Genomic DNA, 21,864 nt, shown 5'->3' with positions numbered 1-21,864 from the left:
ATTAATGTAAAATTTCATACATTTGGTCTGTTTGAGTTTTGCAAGTGTACCACCTTGTCTATGAGCGTATAAGGTACACTGCTTTGGTAAGTAAGTTTAATTTCTTGATTGCTGAAATTCAAATAGACCGGGAGTGCGTCAACACTTCCGGTTTTTATTTCATTTTGCTGAGTAGATATTAATTCATAACTGTAACTCTCCTTTCTTCAATTTTAAAATTAACTTTACCAGTTGCTCGTAGCATATTTAATACTGCGGATATATTTTTTGTTCTCGAAATTGCACCCCAATACTTCGTCTGGTCATATTTCCCCTGATAGACTATTTCCACATTGTACCATCTGGAGATTTGTTTCATGATATTTTTTAAATCTTCTCCTTTGAAAATAAATTCCCCGTTTTTCCAGGCTATATTTTTTTCAAGATCTGCTGGTTCTAACAGGATATCCTGATTTGTGGAGGTTGTTATAATAGCCTCCTGTCCCGGCTTTAATTTCTTTTTTGCTTTTCCACTGGAAATACGGATACTTCCTTCTAATAAAGTAGTTTTGTTTTTCTCTTCATTGGGGTAGGCAAGAATGTTAAAGTGTGTACCTAACACTTCTACAACCTGGTTTTTGCTGACTACTTTGAACGGGGATTTTACATTCCTTGTTACCTCGAAATAAGCTTCACCTTTGAGTTCTACTTTACGCTCTTTGTTATTAAAGAATGTTGGATAGGTAAGCAAAGAACCTGCATTGAGCCAAACTTTTGTACCATCAGGTAGTGTTAATTGGTATTCGCCTCCTGGTGGGGTTTCCAAAGTGTTCATCATTTGTGGTTCCTCGCCGGGAGAATGATGGTCATAAATTAAATTTCCGTCGATAGTTTTCCTGATGCTGGTCTTTCCTTGTTTGGCAATCAGGCCGGAATACTTTTTATTTAGCGTGATTTTTTGTCCGGTACTGAGAGTTAAAACGGCCTTAAAAGAGCCAGGGAGAATGTCATTTTTTGCTGCTGTCGAATGATTAATAGTTGCAGGAGTTGTTTTGGATTTTAGATATAGAAATGCAATTATTGAGATGATGAAAATTGCACCAGCGATTCCAGATAGACGAATCCATAAACGAATGGGATTTGGGGACTTATTTTTGTTTCCGGTCTGTACGGCTAATGCTTTTTTTATTCTTTTATGCGCATTCCATATATCTTTAGTGCTGGGCAACTCGGTCGCATCAGAAATCTCTTTCAGGTGCCAGCTTTCCACCAGCGCCCGCTCTTCTTCAGAGCAGATACCCAAATTGTATTTATGCACAAGCTCTTCAGGAGGATGGTTTTTCATTTTTCCACTTAATATAAACTTCATGTATAGATATCATGTAAGTTATAAATGGAATTAGGCCTATGTCAAACTGAAAAAATTATCTATTTAATAATAAGATTAAGAAAGCGAATAGTCCTAATCTTTTTCTAAGGATCTTTAAAGCACTATTTATTTGGTTCTTGACTGTTTTTTCTGAGATATTTAATTGGGCTGAAATCTCTTTTCTGGAGAGATTTAATTTTCTGCTTAACTCGAATACTTCCCTCATTTTATCCGGTAAAGCTGATATTTCTTTCTCTATGAGGGTGTTGAATTCTTTTTCTCTGATGTAGTTATCTGTGATATTTTCTCCCAGATTAAGGAAGTGTTGAAAAGAGACTCTATAGTCCGTTCTGATTTTTTTGTGGTCCAGCAGGTTGAAGAATTTATATCGGACTGCAGAGTATAAGTAAGAAGATATGGTAGAATGTAGCTTTATGCTTAGTCTCTTATCCCATAAATAAAGAAATACTTCCTGAACAATATCTTCTGCCTCGTCATTATCTTTTGTTATTTTGCAAGCATAGATAAATAAAAGTCCCTGGAATCTATTGTAAATTTCATTAAAAGCATTGTAATCTCCTCCTTTAAGCAGGCTGGTTAATTCTATATCAGTTAATGAATGATATGAGTTCATAATGTGAATGCTTAAATTGTGAAGATTGAGCTTAAAGCAATAATAAATATTTATTTGTATAATACAAAAAGCCCAGGAATAATTCATTCCTGGGCTTAAAGCAACTGTTAAAATGTACTACAAACTTTTTAGATAAAGAAAGATTGTACTACCTGCTGGTTGTGCTGTTAAAGTAGCCAATCCGTTAGCAATGTAGTCTAATCTGTTTTGATTAAAAGCGGTAGTCGGAATAGTGGTACTGTCTACCAGATCGATCGCACAAACTGAAGAACCACCTAAACAAGTTGGGTTTGTTGTTGTTTTTACGTAACTGGATGGGATAAAAGGATCTCCCACACCATTATATGCATACCATGCCATATTATAGGGTGCTTTTATAAATCAAAAAGCAACAAAAACTTTGGTTGATGCTTACTCTGTTCAGGGTTTTCAGCTTTCCCCTTTATTCTTTGCTATTTAGCGGTATTGCTTTAGCTTATTGACCTTTCAGGTAAAGATAGATTTGACTACCTGCTGGTTGTGCTGTTAAAGTAGCTAATCCATTGGCGATATAGTCCAATCTATTCTGGTTGAAAGCGGTAGTCGGAATAGTGGTACTGTCTACCAGATCGATTGCACAAACTGAAGACCCGCCTAAGCAAGTTGGATTCATTGTTGTTTTTACGTAACTGGATGGGATAAAAGGATCTCCCACACCATTATATGCATACCATGCCATATTATAGGGTGCTTTTATAAATCAAAAAGCAACAAAAACTTTAATTGATGCTTACTCTGTTCAGGGTTTTCAGCTTTCCCCTTTCTCTTTTGCTGGTTGGCAAAAAATATTCTTTACTATTAATAGTCGGTGTTGTACTATCTTAATTTTTTGTTAAAAACACCCTTTCAGGTAAAGATAGATTTGACTGCCTGTTGGTTGAGGCGTTAAAGTCGCTAATCCATTGGCAATGTAATCCAACCTGTTGTAATTAAAAGCGGTAGTCGGAATAGTAGTACTGTCTACCAGGTCAATCGCACAAACGAATGGCCCTGTTGTGCAGGTCGGGTTTGTTGTTGTTTTTACGTAACTGGATGGAATAAAAGGATCTCCTATACCATTATATGCATACCAAGCCATACTGTAGACTGTTTTTCTAAATCAAAAAACAGCAAAAACTTTAATGGATGCTTACTCTTTTCAGGGTTTCAGCTTTTCCCTCTTTTGGAGTCTTTAGTGTAATTTATTGCTAATTTACGATCGTTTTAAGTGATGTAGCAGGGCCAGATGACTCATCTTTTAACATTTTGATTTTAGCCTAACATAAATTTGAAAATCAAACGGTTGTACCTGTGAACTAGTATAAGCATTTGAAATACGTTCGACTCCGTTTTGGTTGGAAGGAGTTATTGGAACAATAGTATTATCTACCAGATCAATTGCGTAGATAATACAATCGTTTATACAAGTCGGATTTAAGGTGGATTTAATGCAACTGGATGGAATACTAGAATCGCCTATACCTATGTAAATATACCAAGCCATATTATAAATGTTTTTCTAAATCAAAAAGAAACTGCAAGAACTTTCAAGAATACGTGACTCTATTAAGTACACCTTAACTTAACAAATATTGTAGAACCCGCAGGCTGCTCTGCGGAACTCGCATAAGCATTTGCGATATAATCAATTCTGTTTTGATTAAAAGCCGTGGTTGGAACAGTTGTGGTATCTACCAGGTCAATTGCACAGATGATACAGCCATTTGTACAGGTTGGGGTTATTGTGGTTTTAACGTAACTGGAGGGGATAAAAGGATCACCTATTCCATTGTAAATATACCATGCCATAATATAAGATGTTTTTCTAAATCAAAAAACAGCAAAAACTTTAGTGAATGCCTACTCTGTTAAAGGTTTTCAGCTTTTCCCTTTTTTATAATTACAATACTAATTTACGATAGTTTTAAGTGCTCTAATAGGGTCAAAAGTCCCCAAATAAGCCTTTTTGGTTTGTTTTTATCAGATATTTCCAGAAGCAGGAAATGGAGACATTTTTACTTCTAATGGAACCGGTGGAAAGACTGATACAGGTTGCCCTTTCCCTTTTGCAAGTGCTCGGATAATATAAAATAACAATCCGGGCGTTCCTTCCAGATCAGGTTTTTGGTCAGGATCGCCTGGGATTTCATCGGCGAAGATTGCGCATAAATAGGGGCCATCAGTCGTTGTTGGTGCCTGCTCAAGAATTTTGTAACTCTGAGGATCACAGATGTCCATGTTGTTGTTAATAAATTGATACCAGGGCATAAATACATTCGTTATTTGTCTTGCCTACTCTTTTCAAGGTTTTCGGCTTTCCCGCGAAATTCAACTTCCATCCATCTTTCTGCATGTTTTTTGTGTCTTGGGTCCTCAAAGGGTTTCAAGGTGGTGTTCCCTGCATGGAGGGTAGCTATAAAACCATCATGATAGTTGTGTGCAAAAAGTGAAGCTCCTGAATTCCATATATAATCATAGTCTTCCCCAACCTGCAGGTCTTTGAAGGGATGTTGTTTCCAGAAGCTTTTTCGATAGACAAACGTCGCACCGGATAACCAGGGACGCTCATTTCCACTATCTACATATTTCCAGAATTTGCCTACCAGAGGAGAAAAGAAGGTAATGTTATCTAATCCACAAATATCGGCCTTAGACTCTTCCAATGCCTTTACTTGTCTGCTGATCCAGTCTGATGCATACCAATCATCATCGTCCCAATGTATGATGATCTCCCCGATTGCCTTTTCACAGGCGTAATTACGTTTGATTCCAATAGTACTCATTGGAGATGTGTAAAAATATCTGATTTTGGGGTGATCTGGAATTAGATACTTTATTGATTCTTTTCCATCGTCAATAATTATCAGTTCTGCATTTTTATAATCCTGTTGGAGGAAGTATTCGACAGTAAGCGGTATAAACTTTTGCCGGTTAGCCGTAGGCATAATACAAGATACAAGTGGGGATGTCATAATTATGTATTTTCTTTAGTTGGTTCTTTCCAGGTTGCTCCTGTTTTTTTGTGGCGGATGTTTTCTACAGGTTTTATGCTTGTATTGTGTGCATGGAGAATGGATATGAAGCCGGTAGTGTAATCCAAAGCTGATATCTTGGCTCCTGAGTTCCATACAAAATCATAGTCTTCCCCAACCTGGATATCAATAAAAGGATGCTTTTGCCAAAAAGATTTGTGATAAGCCATTGTTGCTCCACAGATCCAGGGCTTTTCTGAATCTGTATCTTCATAGATCCAGCGTTTTTCTACCGAAGGAGAATAAAACATAACGCGATTTAGGCCAGTAATATCAGCATCTGATTTGCTGATATGAGCTACTTGTCTGCTAATCCAGTCTGGTGCATACCAATCGTCGTCGTCCCAATGCATAATGATTTCACCCTTTGCTCTTTCACAGGCATAATTTCGCTTTGTACCAATAGTTCCCAATGGACTGGAGTAGAAATATCTTATTTTAAGGTTTTCGGGAATGATATTGCCTATGGGTGTGATGCCATCATCTATAATCAGGAGTTCTGTGTTAGGGTAGTCTTGATTTAGAAAGTACTCCAGTGCCAGAGGAATGAATTTTTGCCTGTTGGCAGTTGGCATGATACAAGATACAAGTGGTAATTCGGTCATAATTTTTATGATTAATTATTGATTACCTTAAAATTAATAAATTGCTGTTCGGCTTTGTAGGGTCAAAAGTCCCAAAAATCAGCAGAAAACATCTTGTTTTGATCTTTATCTGTCAGTGGTCTCTCTTTGGAGGAGGAGAAATCCGGAGATTCACAAAACTGATGAATTCTATGATGTGGAATGTACACATATAGAAATGGGTTCTTATCTATTTCATATAAGAGATGAGCAGAGGATAAACGGCCTACAAGGCTTGTGCAATCATCAATATTGTTTTTTTTGATTTCTGTGAAAATACTCTTCTTACTTAGTAAGGTGGTTATCCAAAGATGTGGAATGGAAAGATAAGAATGTCCTGTCTTGGGATCGAACAATATGATCCTTGTTAAAATACTTGCGTCGTAATTTTGCCCCGCCATACTATTGAATTGAAATGAAAGCCGACTGGGATGGTGTAGATCTATGGGATTCCAGATACAGATATAATCGCCGTGACTCCTTGATACAGCCTGATGCCATATATTGACGTTAGATTCCTGTTCTACACCCAATATACGAATCCCTATGTCTAATCCTTTTTTGATTAGCTCTTTTGTCTGTAAATCCTTTTTGGAATAGGAAATAACGAGCTCTTTATTTAGGTAATTTTGTAAGGAAAAAGAATCAATAGTTTTTTGAGGTATACTGCTTTTATAGCTTGTCATACAAATGCAGGAAATTAACGGGTAGCTTAGTCTCACTTTGTTAAAAATTAAGGTTCGCGATATCTGAGATAAACATATTTTTTAGCATCAGGAATTTCTGGTTGGAGTTGCCCTGTAATCAGAGCCTTTTTGATATAAGAAGTCATATTTTGGGAAAGAGGAATATCGGGACGGAAGTTTTCTCCCTCTGCATAGATTGCACAGATTTGATTACCGCAAGAGGTTACGGGTTTAACCTTTATTTTTGCATAACTGGTGGTCAAAAGCGGGTCTCCGAATCCAGTATAAACATACCATGATTTAGCCATAATTTGGGTTTTAATTTTGTGTTAAACTTAACCAAGTTCTAGTGTTTGAAAAAGGGTCAAATGTCCCAGTTTTGATTATTCATCGCATAATGGTCAGGATTAATAAGTTCCTTCACCGTTTGGTTAATTTCTGGTGTAAATTCGCTTTTTAGAAAATAATTATAGGAGTTCGATTGTTTATAATGCTTGTTTCCATAGTATATCAAAACATATAAATGGGGGGTTTCAGTAATATGATATAATTTGTTATGATAAGACAAGAAATCAATAACAACGCTGTCATCTTCTCTTTCTATTTTTGTATAAGAAGCCTGAAGCATCATTTGTTTTTCGCAGAATAATGTATCTTGCCAGGGCCGATAACCAGAATGAAAAGTCTGCTGGTTCTTAACGTTAAATATCAGGATATGCATCAATACACTGGAAAGGAATGGGGTGTTCCTGATTACTCTGTATTGATCTGAAATTCTGTTTACATGATGCCAATGTTCATCCTTCCACATACATATAAAAGAACCATTTGCCATATTGATCGCATTGTTTTTTGTGGTAATTCTATTTTCTTGTTTTGGATGTTCTATTCGTATAATCCTCATTGGTGAAATATTCATAATCTGATCAAGGATCGATCTGGTTTTATTATCGTTGTCAGGATAGGCGATGATCAATTCAGTATTGGGATAATCCTGACCTTTAAAGCAAACCAGAGCACGTTGAAGGTTGGCTTCATTATTCCAGGTAAGACAGATGCACGAAATTAATGGATGCTTGGAATTCATTTTGGAAATTCTTTAAAGAGATTTTTTGATTAAATCTAATTTACCGTTAAAGAAATTTGGATTATAGGGTCAGATGTCCCATAATTAAACTCCTTTGTTAAACTTTTTAAAGTTGTTCTAATTTAGGTTTATATTAAAATGAAGGTTTACAAGTAAATTAGAATTGATGATGCTGATTGAAAGAATTAATAAACAGGAAATGATGCGTTGTTGGGCTGTAGGTGAAGTTTGTGGCGAATTTCTTAATGCTTTAAACGAAGGGCCCTTGAAACAGGTTCTTGCCTGGTTAAAAAGTGGTAATCTGGAACTGGAAAGAAAAGCGATTTTCAGTGTTTTGAAATCGCATCATCTATCTTTATTGGATTTTATTCCTGAGGATACCCAATGGTATAAGGCATTGCTTATGGTAGATAAAATATCGTTTAATCAATTAAATGTACTTCCTGTACGTGAATTGGCTGCCATTAGTAATTATACTTACCGTGTTTGTTATGCTGCGAATATCTTAAGAAAAAATCCTGAACTGAATGAACGAATTAGTTATATAGCAGAAACAATGAGAGATAATAATAGACCAGTTCAGTTGTCAGGGATTACTTTGTTTGCCAAGAACCAGAAAGGGCCATATACAATTATAGAAGGAAATGGAAGGCTTATTAGTTTGTATATTATACAACTTCTGGAAGATAGAAATATAATTGAAAATGGCTGGATAGAAGTTGTACTTGGGATTTCTGAGGCCGGTTTGGTTTAATTTTGATTAGATATACGGTAAGTTAAAGCCTGTAAAATTCCAAACTGGTTATTTCATATATTTCCTGATTAGTTGTTTCATCTGCAGTAGGTAACTCTGATAGAATAGGACTTGATTCTCTTTCATTATTACGATTAGTGTCTGAAATAATATAGATGTAAGAATAAGGGCTATTCTTAATATGAAAAAGAAGATTGTTGTCTGATAAATAACCGGACGAGGACTCCTTCCAGCGAAGCGTTCTCTTGTCAAATAGCAAGGTTTCTTCAAAAATAAAGTGATTTGAAAAATAAGCTTGTTTACTTTTAATGTCAAAAAGCGTAATGTGCGTCAAAATACTTGCTATAAATTGAGTGTTTTTGATAGCTTCATACTGGAGGCTTAATCTGTTCGTGTTGTGCCAACTATTTGGATTCCATGTGCATAGGAAATCACCACTAGCTATAGCCAGGATATTCTTCCTGGTGATCTCCAGGTTTTCGTTCTCTGAATGTTCTATTCGTGAAATTGTAATATCTGAAATGGAAGTAATTTGATCTACAATAAATCGAGTTAAATAATCATTTTTTGGATATGATATGATCAGTTCTTTATTTGGATAATCTTGGGTCTCAAAACAAGCCAAAGATCTTTGCAGTGAAAGTGGACTGTTATTCGTGATGCAAATACATGAAATTAGAGGTGCTGAATTTTCCATTATATTAGTCATGATACTCTAAACGAATATAAGGGAGATTATTGGCTGCTTGGAGGGACAAATGTCCCAAATTGGTTTATAAGAAATAGAGCCTGTTTTTTAGCTAAAAATGAGGTGCAACGAAAAAAGGGGCAAACGCCCCTTTAAATACTTATAAACTTAATGCCTATTTATACATTTCTGCTCTTAACTGAGCTACATCCTCACTTGTAATATACTCATCATAGCTCATCATCTTGTCAATTACTCCTTTAGGAGTCAACTCGATAATCCTTGTAGCCACAGACTCCGTTAAAGCATGATCTCGTGAAGTAAACAGTGCTGTCCCTTTGAAATCCTTCAATCCATTATTTAACGCCGTGATCGACTCTAAATCCAGGTGGTTCGTTGGCTCATCAAATAACAATAAGTTCGCATGTCTCAACATCATCTGCGAGAACATGCAACGCATTTTCTCACCACCTGATAAAACCTTCACGTTTTTCAATACTTCTTCACCAGAGAACAGCATTCTACCTAAGAAACTTCTTACAAACTGCTCATCCTGATCGGTACCTGAATACTCGCGTAACCAGTCTACCAGGTTCTCATCTTTATTTTCAAAGTAAGGGGTATTGTCATTCGGGATATCAGCAACATTAATCGTTACTCCGAATTTAAACTCTCCTGTATAATTTTTATCACGACCTGTCAATACATTATAAAATGCAGTAGTGGCAAGGCTATTCTGAGAAAGAACGGCAATTTTATCGCCTTTATTCACCATGAAGCTAACGTTTTTAAACATCACTTCTCCATTCAAGCTATTCGATAAGTTCTCTACCTGTAAGATCTGATCTCCGGCTTCTCTGCCCAGGTTGTTAAACAAAATTGCAGGGTATTTTCTGCTGGAAGCTTTGATCTCTGAAATATCGATTTTATCTAAAGCTTTCTTACGTGAAGTAGCTTGTTTCGATTTCGAAGCGTTCGCACTAAAGCGCTGAATAAATTCCTGAAGCTCTTTAACTTTCTCTTCCAGTTTTTTGTTCTGATCGCTACGTTGTTTCAATGCAAGCTGACTCGACTCATACCAGAAGGTATAGTTACCCGAGTAAATGCTCATTTTGCTGAAGTCAATATCAACGATATGTGTACATACCGCATCTAAGAAGTGCCTGTCGTGAGAGACCACCAATACGATGCTTTGATAATCTGCAAGGAAGTTTTCTAACCATGCAATGGTATCAATGTCCAAATCGTTGGTAGGCTCATCCAGTAAAAGGATGTCAGGGTTACCAAATAAAGCCTGTGCCAGTAACACACGTACTTTCTGGTTACCATCCAGTTCTTTTAGTTGTTTGTAATGGTGTTCTTCTTTGATTCCTAAATTGCTCAGCATGGTTGCAGCATTGCTTTCCATGTTCCAGCCGTCCATTTCTGCAAACCTGTTTTCCAGCTCACCCGCACGTTCACCATCTTTATCTGTAAAGTCTTCCTTCAGATAGATGGCATCTTTTTCCTTCATGATATCGTACAATTCCTTGTGACCCATCATTACGGTTTCAATTACCGTAAATTCATCAAACTCATAGTGGTTTTGTTTTAAAACTGCCATACGTTCACCAGGAGTAAAAGCGACACTACCAGAGGTCTGGTTTACTTCACCTGAAAGAATTTTAAGGAAGGTTGATTTACCTGCGCCGTTAGCCCCAATCACCCCATAGCAGTTGCCATGAGTGAATTTTAGGTTCACATCTTCAAATAAGGTACGTTTTCCGTAACGGAGGGATAAGTTTGAAACTGAAATCATATTGCTGAAAAATAAGCCGCAAAGGTAGTTATAATTTATAAAATGATTTGAATGAGGATTTATTAGTTTTGATCTTTAAATTTTAATGACGTGACCAGGGATAAATTAACAGCAAGACTGAGCGCTTCTATGGAAGCCAGAATGATGGAAATCCTCAGCGGAATTGCAGACCAGAAGTTTTCAACAGAAGGCGATGAAGAATATTTTCAGATCAAAGACCTGATTGATCTTACCTTCCATCCGAAGAAGGAGGTGGGGTTTAGGGCAGCCTGGACACTGGAATACATCTTTATGAACCACCATTGTGCCGGAGATCACCTGGACGATTTGCTCAGCCGTTTCCCGGAACAGAAAAATCCGAGTTGTATGCGCCATTATGGAAAGATCTTAGCCTACCTGACCAGTAAGCATGCGACAGGGCTAAAGGAAGGGCAGTTGGCAGAAACCAACTTTGAGCCTGTAATCGATATTTTATTCAGCTGGCTGATTGACGAAAAAGTATTGGTGGCTACAAAGGTCCATGCCATGCAGACATTAGCGAATCTTGCACCGCGTTATACCTGGATAAAAGACGAGTTACTGGAAACCATCGCCCATCTGGAAGATCAGGAAACAGTTGCCTTTTTTGGAAGGGCAAAACAAGTCAAAAAAGCCCTCAAAAAAATCAATGTTTAAAACAATGACTTAGGGCAAACAATTAAGAGGGGAGAAGTACTATTTTTGTCAACATTCTCATTAAGAATTATGGAAAAAGAAATAGATATCCTTAGTCGCATCATAAAACGTCGCCGCAGCATTTTCCCGGTAAGCTACACCGCACAGGAGATTCCTGTTGAACTGATCAGGCAAATTCTGGAAAGCGCAAACTATGCGCCTACACATAAATTAACGGAACCATGGCGTTTCACTGTTTTCAGAAATGAAGGCAAAATGAAACTGGGAGCAGAATTGGCCAGATTGTATAAAGCCACCATGCCTGAGCATCAGTTCCTGCAAAAGAAATACGATAGCATTCTGGAAAAAGCGGCGCAAGCCAATTGCATCATTGCCTTAAACGCTGAATTGCATGGGGATAAAATCCCGGAATGGGAGGAACTGGCAGCGCTGGCATGTGCAGTGCAGAACATGGCGCTTACTGCTGAAGCCTTAAACATTGGTGCTTATTGGAGTTCACCTGGAATGATTGCAGACCTGAAAGAATTCTTAAACCTGAACGATCGGGAGAAGTGTTTCGGACTTTTCTATATGGGATACCATAATGAGGAACCAAGAGAAGCCAAAAGAACACCAATCGAAGATAAGGTCAAATGGGTAGAATCATAATTTATGCAGGATATTAAAGAAAAGTTATACCTCCTTTGTCTGAGCTTTATAGAACAAAGAATCCAGACTGCAGAGACGGCTTTGGAACAGGCACGTGAAGCCAGTAACGACGATACGAAAAGCAGTGCCGGCGATAAATTTGAAACGACAAGAGAGATGATGCAGCAGGACATTACCAGGAACAAAAGCCTGTTGATGGATGCACAGCAAAACCTGCAGCTTTTAAACTCCATTAAAGATACACCTGGAAATGATAGGGTGAGAAATGGGAACCTGGCGTATACCTCCCAGGGGACGTTTTACATCAGCATTAGTGCCGGACAGCTCCAACTTGACGGAGAAAGCATTTTCGCTATTTCTGCGGTTTCGCCAATCGGCAAGCTGCTGATCGGAAAGCAAAAAGGAGATACCTTTGCTTTTAATGGCAAAGATTATCTCCTCAATGATATTATTTAAAACTTTTGTTGATGCTGTTATATAGATTTCGGGCAGTATAAGTTCCGGGATCTATAATACGGCGGATCGTAAACAAAGGATAGTTTGGATCCCTTTTGGTAGATAAGATAAAGGCTGCTTTAAAGCCATGTTCTTTCAGCTTATGCAGGTTCTCTGCTTTGGATACGCCATAAGGGTAAGCAAAATACTCCACTTTTTTTCCGGTGATGGCTTCCAGTGTTCTGGTAGGTTTATCAATCTGGATCTCCCAGTCTTCATCCGTAAATTGTGCAAAGTTTTTATGGTTCCAGGTATGACTGGCAATCACATGTCCTTCATCAGAAAGCTCTTTAATCTGAGCTTTGCTCATGTAACGGGGCCTGCCAATAGAAACCGTCATGATAAAAAATACGCCTTTAAAACCATGTTTTTTCAATTCTTTGGCACCTACGGTATACTGATCCAGGTCGGTATCATCAAAAGTGATCATGATGGGTTTCTCCGGAAGCTTTTTACCATAATTCAGGTAGTCATAAAGCTCATCAGGTAAAATGGTATGGTAACCACTGTCTGCCAGCATTTTTATATGCTGACTGAAATTTGCCGGAGGAATGATGTCGTCATGCGCACGCTTGGAATCACTTGCTTTCCAATCCCTGATCTGGTGATAACAAAGGACAGGAACTTCCTTTTTTGCAATCACTTCTGCCGGAGTAGCAGCTTTGCTGCTCAGGCTGTCTTTGCCTGTAGTTGTAGCAGCTGTTGCAGCAGTGTCTTTTCCTGCAGCTGAAGTTTCTTTGCCCGCCTGACTATTGCCAACACAAGCCGAAAGGGTCAATGCTGAGAATGCGGCCAGTTTTAATAAGGTACTTTTCATTTTATTTCTTTTTCAGGAGATAGATGATCAGCTTAGAAGCTGTTTTTAATGCTGTTGCTTAATGTTTTCGAACTCCAGTAACCGCTGGCAATGATTCTTCTGATGGTAAATAAAGGATCATTTTCATCACGTTTAGTGGCCAGGATAAATGCAGATTTCATCCCTCTTTTTTTAAGTTCAGGAATAGCTTCAGGATTCCACAATCCAAATGGATAAGCGAAATGGTGAATGTCCTTTCCGGTGATCTCTTCCAGAGTTTTAGTAGGTTTTTCAATTTGAGTTACCCAATCCTGTCCCTGATATTTTTTAACATTATGGTGATCCCAGGTATGAGAACCAATCACATGGCCCATATCGGAAAGAGATTTTATCTGATCTTTACTCATATAATTCGGTCTGCCGATAGAAACAGTCATGACAAAGAACACCCCTTTAAAACCATATTTTTTCATCTCCGGTGCGGCAATGGTAAACTGATCAAGGTCGGTATCGTCAAAAGTCAGCATAACTGGTTTGCTTGGTAAGGCTGTTCCGTTGTTTAAATAATCATAAAGCTGATCAGGAAGGATCGTGTGATACCCACTATCGGCCAGCATTTTCATGTGATCTTTGAAGGTCGCAATAGGAATGATATAATCTTTGGCTGCTTTGGAGTCTTTTGCTCTCCAGTCGCGCACCTGGTGGTAACATAAGATCGGTACCTGCTTACGTGCAAGAATAGTTTTTGCATCGGCAACTTTCATTTTAGAGATGTCGCCGGTAGCAGCGGGAGCGGTTCCAGCCTCTGGAGTACTTCCTCCATCTGTAGTGGCTGTCAGGGAATCTTTCGTGTTTTTGCCGGCGCCGTTGCTCTGTGATTTTGACTGGCATCCTGCAGTAAAAATTACTGCCGCAGCGAAAAGGGGTAAGAAGTAATATTTCATAAATAAGTATTTGATACAAAACTAAAAAATCAATCCTGATTTACTCATAAAATCTGTAAACCTTCATGTTCAGATCTGTTTCTGGAAAACTATCGTATTTATTACAAAGAAGGCGCTCCTATTCCGTCTGTAATCAATAATTTAGACGGTTTATTAAAAAGCACAAATGAAGAAACTTTACACACCACTTCTATTGTCGCTTTGTATGGGGTATAGTGCCATGGCACAAACAAAAACGTTTACCATTACAGAGTCTACAGTAGCTGCACCGAAAGCCAATTACCAGCTGGCCTCCAGATTTTCACCTGCAAAGCTCAAAAAGATCGTCTATTCTACCGCAGTAGATCCACATTGGCTAAAACTGAGCAACCGTTTTTGGTATGAGTACGAAACTCCATCAGGAAAAGAATGGTATCTGGTAGATCCATCTGCAAAGACCAAAAAGAAAATATTTGACAATGCAAAGCTTGCTGCAGAGATTACGATGATTGTTCGTGACCCCTTTGATGCACAGCACCTCCCTTTAGAAAACCTGAAATTCTCCAGCGATGAGAAAGCGGTTACTTTTGAATTGAAGAGCTCTGTAGATGAACTGAAGAAGGACAGAAAAGATAAAAAAGCTGCAGATTCCATGCAGAAAAAGATTTATTTCTTCAATTATGTATTGGCTACGGCAAAACTAACCGAAGTTTCAAACTACGCGAAGCCTAAAGCAAAACCAACCTGGGGTTCGGTGGCTCCGGATTCTTCTGCCATCATCTTTACCAGAAACTATAACCTGTACTGGATGGATAAAGAGAATTATAAAAAAGCGGTTAAGAACGAAGAGGATAGTACCATTGTAGAAAATCAGCTGACCAAAGACGGACTGAAGTTCTATTCCTACGGCAGTAATGGCGATGGGGAAAACAACGAAGAAAATGAAAAGAACAACAAAAAGAGAAGAAGGGCTTATGTGTTATGGTCGCCAAACTCTAAATATTTTGTCTTAAACAGAACCGATAGCCGAAAAGTAAAAGACCTTTGGGTAATCAACAACATCAGTGCAGGAAGACCAACATTGGAAACTTATAAGTACCAGATGCCGGGGGAGGCCGAAGCGCCAATCGATGAGATGTTACTTTTTGATTTTACGGCTAAAACCTATAAAAAACTAAACACTGCTGCCTTTAAAGATCAGAGTGTTTCTGCCTGGGGAGCACCTTCATTAAATAAAGACAGAGACAACGAATTCAGACCTTCCATCTGGTTGGGGAACAACAGTAAAATCTATTTCTCCCGGACCAGCAGAGACTTGAAAAGGGTAGATGTGTGTACCGTGGATATCCATACGGGTAAAGTTTCTCCATTGATTGACGAGCGTTTCAATACCTATGTGGAAGTGAACCGCCCTGGGTTGGTAAACGACGGTAAAGAATTAATCCATTGGTCTGAACGTGATGGATGGGGACATTTTTACCTGTTTGATGCTGCCGGGAAACTGAAAAATCAAATCACCAAAGGTGCATTCCATTGTGAAGAAATCGTCAATATTGATGAGAAAAACAGGGTGTTGTATTTTACTGCCAATGGTAGAGAAAGCAAAGAAGATCCTTACTACGTACATTTATACCGCATCAATTTTGATGGTTCTGGCATAAAGCTGTTAAACCCGGGTGATTTTGATCATGCGATTAGCATGAACGATGAGGCCAAATTCTTTGTAGATAACTTCTCGAGGGTAAATACCGCACCTAAAGCAGTGGTGATGGACAACAATGGAAGAGTGGTGATGAACCTGGAAACTACTGATCTGTCTCTTTTGATGGCTACCGGATATAAATTCCCTGAACCCTTCAAAGTAAAAGCAGATGATGGCATCACCGATATTTATGGGGTGATGTACAAACCTTTCGATTTTGATCCCAATAAGAAATACCCAATCATAGAGTATGTTTATCCAGGACCTCAAACTGAAGCGGTTAATAAGGCTTTTAGCAAGAGTATGGACAGAACAGAGCGCTTAGCTCAATTCGGGTACATTGTAATCACTGTTGGAAACCGTGGAGGTAATCCTGCAAGATCTAAATGGTACCATACCTTTGGTTATGGAAACCTGCGTGATTATGGATTGGCAGATAAAAAGGCTGCGGTAGAGCAGTTAGCGGATAAAAATCCTTTTATTGATGCAAGCAGGGTAGGAATCACAGGGCACTCTGGTGGTGGTTTTATGTCAACAGCAGCAATGCTTGTTTATCCTGATTTCTTTAAAGCTGCCGTATCGAATGCAGGTAACCACGACAATAGCATTTACAACCGCTGGTGGAGTGAAAAACACCATGGTGTGAAAGAAATTGTCTCTGCAAAGGGAGACACCACTTTCAAATACAGCATTGATAAAAATCCTGATCTGGTTAAAAACCTGAAAGGGCATTTGATGTTGATGACTGGTGATATTGACAACAACGTACACCCGGCAAATACGATCAGGGTAGCAAATGCGTTGATGAAAGCTGGCAAAAGGTTTGAATTTGTAATTGTACCGGGACAGCGTCATGGTTTCGGCGATTTAACAGAGTATACTTTCTGGAAGCTCGCTGATCATTTCAATAAATACCTGATTGGTGATTTTTCACAAACAGATCAGATAGATGTGTTGGAGATGCAGAGAGAAATAGAACAGAAAAAATAATCCTGACTTTAAAATAACCAATGCGCTTTGCATCCTCAAATCCTTTGAAAGAAAGATTTGCATGTCCTTAAAGCGCATTGGTTATTTTATTTTAAGTCGGCACTAGAACTTACAGCCCTAATTTCTTTTTCAATTCCTTAGACAGCGCCGCCTTCGGCACCACTAAACTAACCGTGTTAATCGCAAAGTAAGGTTCTGAAACTTCAATATATCCTTTAAACGGGCCTACATCACCCCATGAATTCTTAACTTTAAAGAAGTATTTCCCATCACTGGACTGATCCAATCCTGTAAGGTGCATTAAATGATCATCCTGAGTCGTCAGGTCTTCATACAATTGCTGACGCAACTCTGCAGAATAAGCGGTTTCTTTTGCATTAGGGTTCAGCTTTTCTGCTTTTACATCTGCATCATCTGCAAACATCATCGCATAACCTTTCTTTTGCTGGAAATTCTTGCTGCTCACATCCGCATCCCACATTACCGTATACCCATCTTTAAGCGCCGTTTTGGTAAGGTTTACCATTTCATCAAGCGGAAGGTTGTAAAAAGATCCGTTTGCGAAATTATCAGGCGCTTCCAGTATAAATGAAGAATAATAAGGATGATGGGTAAAAGAAGAAATGTTCACATAATCATTTGCATCAAACTTCAATACCTCTTTCGCAAAACTCTTTGCCGTGTAATTTTTCCCTTTATAATCAAAAGTAGCAGGAGGTGTACCTACTTTTTTATCCAGGATCTCTTCATATCCTTTTAGCCAATTCGCATCAAGAGGACGTTTTTTCAAAACCTGATCCAGGTAAGTCTTTAAGGCTTCTTCCAGGCCGGTATGGTTAGGAATTTCCCCTGTTGCTCCCTGAAAAGCTTCCTGAGGCATGGCACCATATAAGGAAACCGCACGAATCAGGTCATGCCCTAATCCACCTTCTCCAAATTGTGCCTTCCCCTGACGGAGTATATAATTTTTAGCTTTTTCAATGTAAATGTTGCGGGCCGTATACATCTCGGAAAGGTTAAATTCGCCCAATCCTTTGCGCATTTCTTCCGACTCAATCAATGAAGTGGTAGAATAGTTCCAGCAGGTTCCTGTTTGTCCCTGATTTTTAACAGTTGTTGTCGCGTTGTCCTTTATGGTTTTTAAAGGACTTTCCTGAGCATTTACGGAAAATGAGAACCCGATGCCACAGGCGATTAAAAGTATTTTGTTCATGAATATATAAGTTTAGCCGCAGCAATGAACTGCTTTCATCGCTAAAATTAGAAAAAAATCCATAAAAAAAACAGGCCCGGACAATTTGCCCGGGCCTGTCTATCTAACCAAATCTAAATTAAGTAGAGCTGCTTAAAAGTGTAATTGTATACCAAGTTTTGGAGAGAAGAAGTTCGCACCGAAGCTGAACTCATCATAACCAGCACCTTTAACTTTGTTGCCATTTCCATCTTCTTTACGAAGGTTGTTGTAGTTCAATCCGTTTAATGCAAACTCGATACCGATTTTCTTGGTAGGGTAGAAGGCAAAACCTGGAGATAATGCAACACCAATTTCTGTAGTCGTACCTGTTTTAGCACCAGTGTTACCGTTAGCATCTACTGCTTTGTCTTTACCAAATGCCATTGGAACTGATAATTGTCCGAAAAATTTGAAAGACTCAGAAAGGTTTGCGTAATAACGACCAAAAGGGCTTACGATAAATGAACTGTTTTTGTTGCCTAATATAGCTGCTGCACCGTCAGCTACAGCGATGCCATTTGTTTTGCTGTAACCATAACCAATACCAGTACCTACTGCAAAGTTATCTGCTACAAAATAACCAACGCTTGGAACGATCTGGAAATTTGTGTTTGATTTTGCGCCGGAAGCATCTGTCTTTTTCGTATCGAATGCAACATTACCACCTACCATAATTTTTCCTTTTTCAGTTTGTGCCTGAGAACTAAAAGCAAATGCAGAAACTGCAACTAATGATAATAATAATTTTTTCATCTTCTTATTTTTTAATTGATAAAACTGGCCATCTTTTGTTTTATATATTCTGACCATTGATGTCATATAGTCAACAGATGTGCCAAATGAAATATATACTGATGTGCCACAAACAGGTGTTTTTGCCTAACTTGTTAATTGATAAGTGGATAAAGAAAATGTTAAAAAATCATTATTATTTTGCAATGACAAACGCCTGAGGTTTGTCATTTTAGGGTCTTGAAATGATGTAGTCAGTTTGACTTATTTTGTAATATTGTCAGCCTGTTTTGTGTCCTTTTTGGCACACATCCTGACACATATTCTGACACCCGTCATGACAATAGATGTATACACGAAATCTCTTTCTCAGAATCAATCTTGTTTTATTTGAAAATAATTCTAATTTCATAAAACCTTTTTACCCTTCTGAAACGTTAATAACACATGAGATTATTAGTAGAACGAAAACCGGTTAAAGTATATCCTGATCCAAAACGAGTGATCGCACGTTTCTTTTTCAATGGAGACGAAAGAGCAGTTGAAGTAGTAAAGCATGTAATGGCACTGTCCGACAAGGACGTGTTTGGGATCATTTCCCCCTTATTGCAGGAATACTCCAAACGCCACAGAAACATTACCAAAATCTTAACAAGACATTGTAAGAAAGTAGTGAATGCCATTAAAGATGCTGGTTTTGATCCCGAATCCCTGGATAAATACCAGCGGCTATTGATTGGTTCCTATTTTACACATGAATATTCCATAGAATCAGCTGCTTTCTTTAATCCTTCCATTGTAGAAGATCCTGATCAGTCCGAACTGGTAGAAGGAGAAAAAAGAGTCATCATCAGCTTTAGGGCAGTAGGTGAGGGACACATTTCCTCTGTAGTCTTCAGGAGGGCGCTGATCGACAAAGACAACAACATTACGGTAATTCCTGCCGGAAACTATATTGATGAAGCAGAGGTCATTAAAAATGCCGTCTACAACAAGAAACTGTTCCTCAAGAAGGCTGCAGATTCTAAAATTGATATTGAGATCCTGGATGAGCTCGGGAAGAAGCTGGAAGAAAAGTTTGATTATGCTACTTTAAGAAGGATCATTCTTGATACTAAAAACCTCCAGGAAGATGACTTGAGAAAGCTGGAGTACGATAAAATCCTGTGGTTATCGGATACCTATCATGAGATCAGCTTTTCGAGGGATACCGACATTTCGGACCGGGTTATTTTTCCGATCTCAGAGTTTGAGCGTAAAGGAATTGAAGATGCCCGCTTTGTGCGTTTTGTGAAAAGTGATGGTTCGGTGATCTATTACGCCACCTATACTGCTTTTGACGGGGCGATGATTATGCCAAAACTCCTGCAGACCACGGATTTTTATGATTTTAAAATCAGCCCGCTGCATGGAATTGGTGCTCAGAATAAGAACCTTGCACTTTTCCCGCGTAAAATAAATGGGAAATACGCCATGATGTCCAGAATTGATGGCTGGAACAATTACCTCATGTACTCTGATAAGTTAACGGTCTGGGATAATCCTGTAAAACTGCAGTCACCAATGTTCCCCTGGGAATTCATCCAGATCGGCAATTGCGGATCTCCGATAGAAACGAAAGACGGATGGCTGGTGATTACCCATGGCGTTGGGCCAATGCGCCGTTATTGTTTAGGTGCGAGTTTGTTTAACCTCGATGACCCATCAATTGAAATAGGCAGGTTAGATGAGCCATTGGTTGTTCCTAATACTGATGAAAGAGAAGGTTATGTACCCAATGTTCTGTATTCCTGCGGCTCGATCATTCACAATGATGAACTGATCATTCCTTATGGACTATCTGATTATTGCTCCTCTTTTGCTTCGGTAAAGATCGATCTTGTCCTGGACAAATTGAAAAGCTCTGCATGTGCCATTGCCGCGCAGGAAAAAGCAGCATTAAAGGACAAAGTAGTAATGAAAGAAACAACAACATTAAAAGAAGAAGTTAAGAAATAGAAGATAAGATCTGATGGTAGAGGTTAAGATAGTCCTTTACCATCCTCTCCTGAGAAAACCTGCTGATTGCCCATTCCCGGCAATCCTTCCTTTTTATCGTTCCCAACCGGGCTACCGCATTCACTGCAGCTTCCACATCTTTCACTAAAAATCCCGTCTTTCCATGTTTGATCAGTTCCGGCATCGATCCCCGCTGGTAAGCGATCACAGGAGTGCCGCAAAGCATGGCTTCCGCAACACTCAATCCAAAAGGTTCTTCAAAGCTGATGGGATGTAACAAAGCGCTGGCGCCCCTTAAATAATCGTTCCGTTGCTCAGGTCCGGCTGCACCTACAAATTCAATGTCGGCGTTTAAAAATGGCGCTACACGATCTCTGAAATAGTCCTGGTCCTGAATGATCCCCGCAATGATCAGTTTTCTATTGCTTTGAATGGCAATCTGTATCGCCTCCGCTGTCCCCTTGTCCGGATGGATCCTGCCAAAAAATAAAAGATAATCTTCCGGATGCCCATTAAAGACAAATGCAGAAGTGTCGATGCCGTTATACACCGTTTTCATATATTTTAGGGAAGGATGACGGTCGGAATCACTGATGGAAACGTAATACCCGCGATCATTATATTTCTGATAGACAGGAATGATCTTTTCAGAAGAAAATCCATGAATAGTCGTGATCAGAGGTGTTTTGATCAAACCCGAATAACTCAGCGGAAGAAAGTCGTAATGGTTGTGGATCAGGTCAAAATCCCCGGCTTTTTCCATCAGGTTACTGATGTGCAGACATTCTACCACTTTGGCATCCAGTTCCCGGTTCTCCTCATATCCTTCCCCGATTACCGCATCCAGCTTTCCGGAAGTCAGGGAGTCTCCGGTAGCAAAGAGCGTCACATCGATCCCGGCGTTTAATAATCCTTCCGTTAAGTTAGAGGCCATTTGTTCCCAGGGCCCGTAGTGCCTTGGAGGTGTCCTCCAGGCTACGGGTGCTAATACAGCGATCTTCAT

The 21,864-nt window shown here is 38.9% G+C and carries 25 protein-coding genes; 6 read left to right on the top strand and 19 right to left on the bottom strand.

The window, feature by feature from the left end:
- Nucleotides 1–178: 178 nt before the first annotated feature.
- The 12 genes from BUC20_RS21830 to BUC20_RS21775 all read right to left on the bottom strand — a co-directional run bounded on the left by BUC20_RS21830 (nt 179) and on the right by BUC20_RS21775 (nt 7,428).
- Nucleotides 179–1,348: a FecR family protein gene (locus BUC20_RS21830; RefSeq protein ID WP_084529143.1), complete on the bottom strand. Its 1,170-nt coding sequence runs from the start codon at nt 1,346–1,348 to the stop codon at nt 179–181.
- A gap of 55 nt (nt 1,349–1,403) precedes the next feature.
- Complete coding sequence (locus tag BUC20_RS21825) at nt 1,404–1,982, bottom strand: RNA polymerase sigma-70 factor (RefSeq protein ID WP_073233162.1); 579 nt, start codon at nt 1,980–1,982, stop codon at nt 1,404–1,406.
- Nucleotides 1,983–2,099: 117 nt separating this feature from the next.
- Nucleotides 2,100–2,342, bottom strand: a complete 243-nt coding sequence (locus BUC20_RS21820) for a hypothetical protein (RefSeq protein WP_073233161.1) — start codon at nt 2,340–2,342, stop codon at nt 2,100–2,102.
- Between the two features lie 115 nt (nt 2,343–2,457).
- Complete coding sequence (locus BUC20_RS21815; protein WP_073233160.1) at nt 2,458–2,700, bottom strand: hypothetical protein; 243 nt, start codon at nt 2,698–2,700, stop codon at nt 2,458–2,460.
- A gap of 153 nt (nt 2,701–2,853) precedes the next feature.
- Nucleotides 2,854–3,099 (bottom strand): hypothetical protein, encoded by a 246-nt coding sequence (locus BUC20_RS21810; RefSeq protein ID WP_073233159.1) that lies wholly within the window; start codon nt 3,097–3,099, stop codon nt 2,854–2,856.
- 467 nt (nt 3,100–3,566) lie between these two features.
- Nucleotides 3,567–3,809, bottom strand: a complete 243-nt coding sequence (locus BUC20_RS21805; protein WP_073233158.1) for a hypothetical protein — start codon at nt 3,807–3,809, stop codon at nt 3,567–3,569.
- A 171-nt stretch (nt 3,810–3,980) separates the two neighbouring features.
- Nucleotides 3,981–4,268 (bottom strand): hypothetical protein, encoded by a 288-nt coding sequence (locus tag BUC20_RS21800; protein ID WP_073233157.1) that lies wholly within the window; start codon nt 4,266–4,268, stop codon nt 3,981–3,983.
- An 11-nt stretch (nt 4,269–4,279) separates the two neighbouring features.
- Nucleotides 4,280–4,945 carry a glycosyltransferase family 2 protein gene (locus BUC20_RS21795; RefSeq protein ID WP_073233156.1) on the bottom strand — a complete coding sequence of 222 codons (666 nt, stop codon included), beginning with the start codon at nt 4,943–4,945 and terminating at the stop codon, nt 4,280–4,282.
- A gap of 29 nt (nt 4,946–4,974) precedes the next feature.
- Nucleotides 4,975–5,637, bottom strand: a complete 663-nt coding sequence (locus BUC20_RS21790; RefSeq protein WP_073233155.1) for a glycosyltransferase family 2 protein — start codon at nt 5,635–5,637, stop codon at nt 4,975–4,977.
- Between the two features lie 62 nt (nt 5,638–5,699).
- On the bottom strand, nt 5,700–6,341 hold the full coding sequence (locus BUC20_RS21785) for a glycosyltransferase family protein (protein WP_073233154.1): 642 nt from the start codon (nt 6,339–6,341) through the stop codon (nt 5,700–5,702).
- A 47-nt stretch (nt 6,342–6,388) separates the two neighbouring features.
- Nucleotides 6,389–6,649, bottom strand: a complete 261-nt coding sequence (locus BUC20_RS21780; RefSeq protein WP_073233153.1) for a hypothetical protein — start codon at nt 6,647–6,649, stop codon at nt 6,389–6,391.
- A gap of 56 nt (nt 6,650–6,705) precedes the next feature.
- The gene (locus BUC20_RS21775; protein ID WP_073233152.1) at nt 6,706–7,428 is read right to left on the bottom strand and encodes a glycosyltransferase; all 723 of its coding nucleotides are present in this window, start codon (nt 7,426–7,428) and stop codon (nt 6,706–6,708) included.
- A gap of 166 nt (nt 7,429–7,594) precedes the next feature.
- Here BUC20_RS21775 and BUC20_RS21770 point away from each other — a divergent pair, with 166 nt between their 5' ends.
- The gene (locus BUC20_RS21770; RefSeq protein WP_073233151.1) at nt 7,595–8,182 is read left to right on the top strand and encodes a hypothetical protein; all 588 of its coding nucleotides are present in this window, start codon (nt 7,595–7,597) and stop codon (nt 8,180–8,182) included.
- A gap of 22 nt (nt 8,183–8,204) precedes the next feature.
- On the opposite strand, the gene BUC20_RS21765 is transcribed toward BUC20_RS21770, so the two are convergent.
- Together BUC20_RS21765 and BUC20_RS21760 are read right to left on the bottom strand one after the other, a co-directional pair.
- Nucleotides 8,205–8,879: a glycosyltransferase gene (locus BUC20_RS21765; RefSeq protein ID WP_159441142.1), complete on the bottom strand. Its 675-nt coding sequence runs from the start codon at nt 8,877–8,879 to the stop codon at nt 8,205–8,207.
- Between the two features lie 166 nt (nt 8,880–9,045).
- A complete protein-coding gene (locus tag BUC20_RS21760) occupies nt 9,046–10,668 on the bottom strand; it encodes an ABC-F family ATP-binding cassette domain-containing protein (protein ID WP_073233149.1) in 1,623 nt (540 codons plus the stop codon).
- Nucleotides 10,669–10,758: 90 nt separating this feature from the next.
- On the opposite strand from BUC20_RS21760, the gene BUC20_RS21755 reads away from it, so the two are divergent.
- The 3 genes from BUC20_RS21755 (at nt 10,759) to BUC20_RS21745 (ending at nt 12,447) form a co-directional block, all read left to right on the top strand.
- Nucleotides 10,759–11,343, top strand: coding sequence for a hypothetical protein (locus BUC20_RS21755; protein ID WP_073233148.1), 585 nt, complete (start codon nt 10,759–10,761; stop codon nt 11,341–11,343).
- 69 nt (nt 11,344–11,412) lie between these two features.
- Entirely contained in the window at nt 11,413–11,991 is a 579-nt protein-coding gene (locus BUC20_RS21750) for a nitroreductase family protein (RefSeq protein WP_073233147.1), read from the top strand.
- A 3-nt stretch (nt 11,992–11,994) separates the two neighbouring features.
- The gene (locus tag BUC20_RS21745) at nt 11,995–12,447 is read left to right on the top strand and encodes a 3-oxoacyl-ACP synthase (protein ID WP_073233146.1); all 453 of its coding nucleotides are present in this window, start codon (nt 11,995–11,997) and stop codon (nt 12,445–12,447) included.
- On the opposite strand, the gene BUC20_RS21740 is transcribed toward BUC20_RS21745, so the two are convergent.
- Complete coding sequence (locus tag BUC20_RS21740) at nt 12,440–13,303, bottom strand: polysaccharide deacetylase family protein (protein ID WP_073233145.1); 864 nt, start codon at nt 13,301–13,303, stop codon at nt 12,440–12,442. The two genes, BUC20_RS21745 and BUC20_RS21740, sit on opposite strands and share 8 nt — an antisense overlap.
- Before the next feature lie 32 nt (nt 13,304–13,335).
- The gene (locus BUC20_RS21735) at nt 13,336–14,226 is read right to left on the bottom strand and encodes a polysaccharide deacetylase family protein (RefSeq protein ID WP_073233144.1); all 891 of its coding nucleotides are present in this window, start codon (nt 14,224–14,226) and stop codon (nt 13,336–13,338) included.
- A gap of 166 nt (nt 14,227–14,392) precedes the next feature.
- On the opposite strand from BUC20_RS21735, the gene BUC20_RS21730 reads away from it, so the two are divergent.
- Nucleotides 14,393–16,897: a S9 family peptidase gene (locus BUC20_RS21730; RefSeq protein ID WP_084529139.1), complete on the top strand. Its 2,505-nt coding sequence runs from the start codon at nt 14,393–14,395 to the stop codon at nt 16,895–16,897.
- Between the two features lie 109 nt (nt 16,898–17,006).
- On the opposite strand, the gene BUC20_RS21725 is transcribed toward BUC20_RS21730, so the two are convergent.
- Both BUC20_RS21725 and BUC20_RS21720 read right to left on the bottom strand, forming a co-directional pair.
- Nucleotides 17,007–18,110, bottom strand: a complete 1,104-nt coding sequence (locus BUC20_RS21725; RefSeq protein WP_073233142.1) for a C1 family peptidase — start codon at nt 18,108–18,110, stop codon at nt 17,007–17,009.
- A 132-nt stretch (nt 18,111–18,242) separates the two neighbouring features.
- Complete coding sequence (locus BUC20_RS21720) at nt 18,243–18,884, bottom strand: outer membrane beta-barrel protein (protein WP_073233961.1); 642 nt, start codon at nt 18,882–18,884, stop codon at nt 18,243–18,245.
- A gap of 426 nt (nt 18,885–19,310) precedes the next feature.
- Between BUC20_RS21720 and BUC20_RS21715 the strand changes: the two genes are divergently transcribed.
- Nucleotides 19,311–20,861, top strand: a complete 1,551-nt coding sequence (locus BUC20_RS21715; protein ID WP_073233141.1) for a glycoside hydrolase family 130 protein — start codon at nt 19,311–19,313, stop codon at nt 20,859–20,861.
- On the opposite strand, the gene BUC20_RS21710 is transcribed toward BUC20_RS21715, so the two are convergent.
- Nucleotides 20,851–21,864 carry a glycosyltransferase family 4 protein gene (locus tag BUC20_RS21710; RefSeq protein ID WP_073233140.1) on the bottom strand — a complete coding sequence of 338 codons (1,014 nt, stop codon included), beginning with the start codon at nt 21,862–21,864 and terminating at the stop codon, nt 20,851–20,853. The two genes, BUC20_RS21715 and BUC20_RS21710, sit on opposite strands and share 11 nt — an antisense overlap.

The organism is Pedobacter caeni (assembly GCF_900129215.1).
Lineage (GTDB): Bacteria > Bacteroidota > Bacteroidia > Sphingobacteriales > Sphingobacteriaceae > Pedobacter > Pedobacter caeni.
Note: the sequence above shows the minus strand (reverse complement) of the source record. Positions and strands in the feature narration are given on the sequence as shown.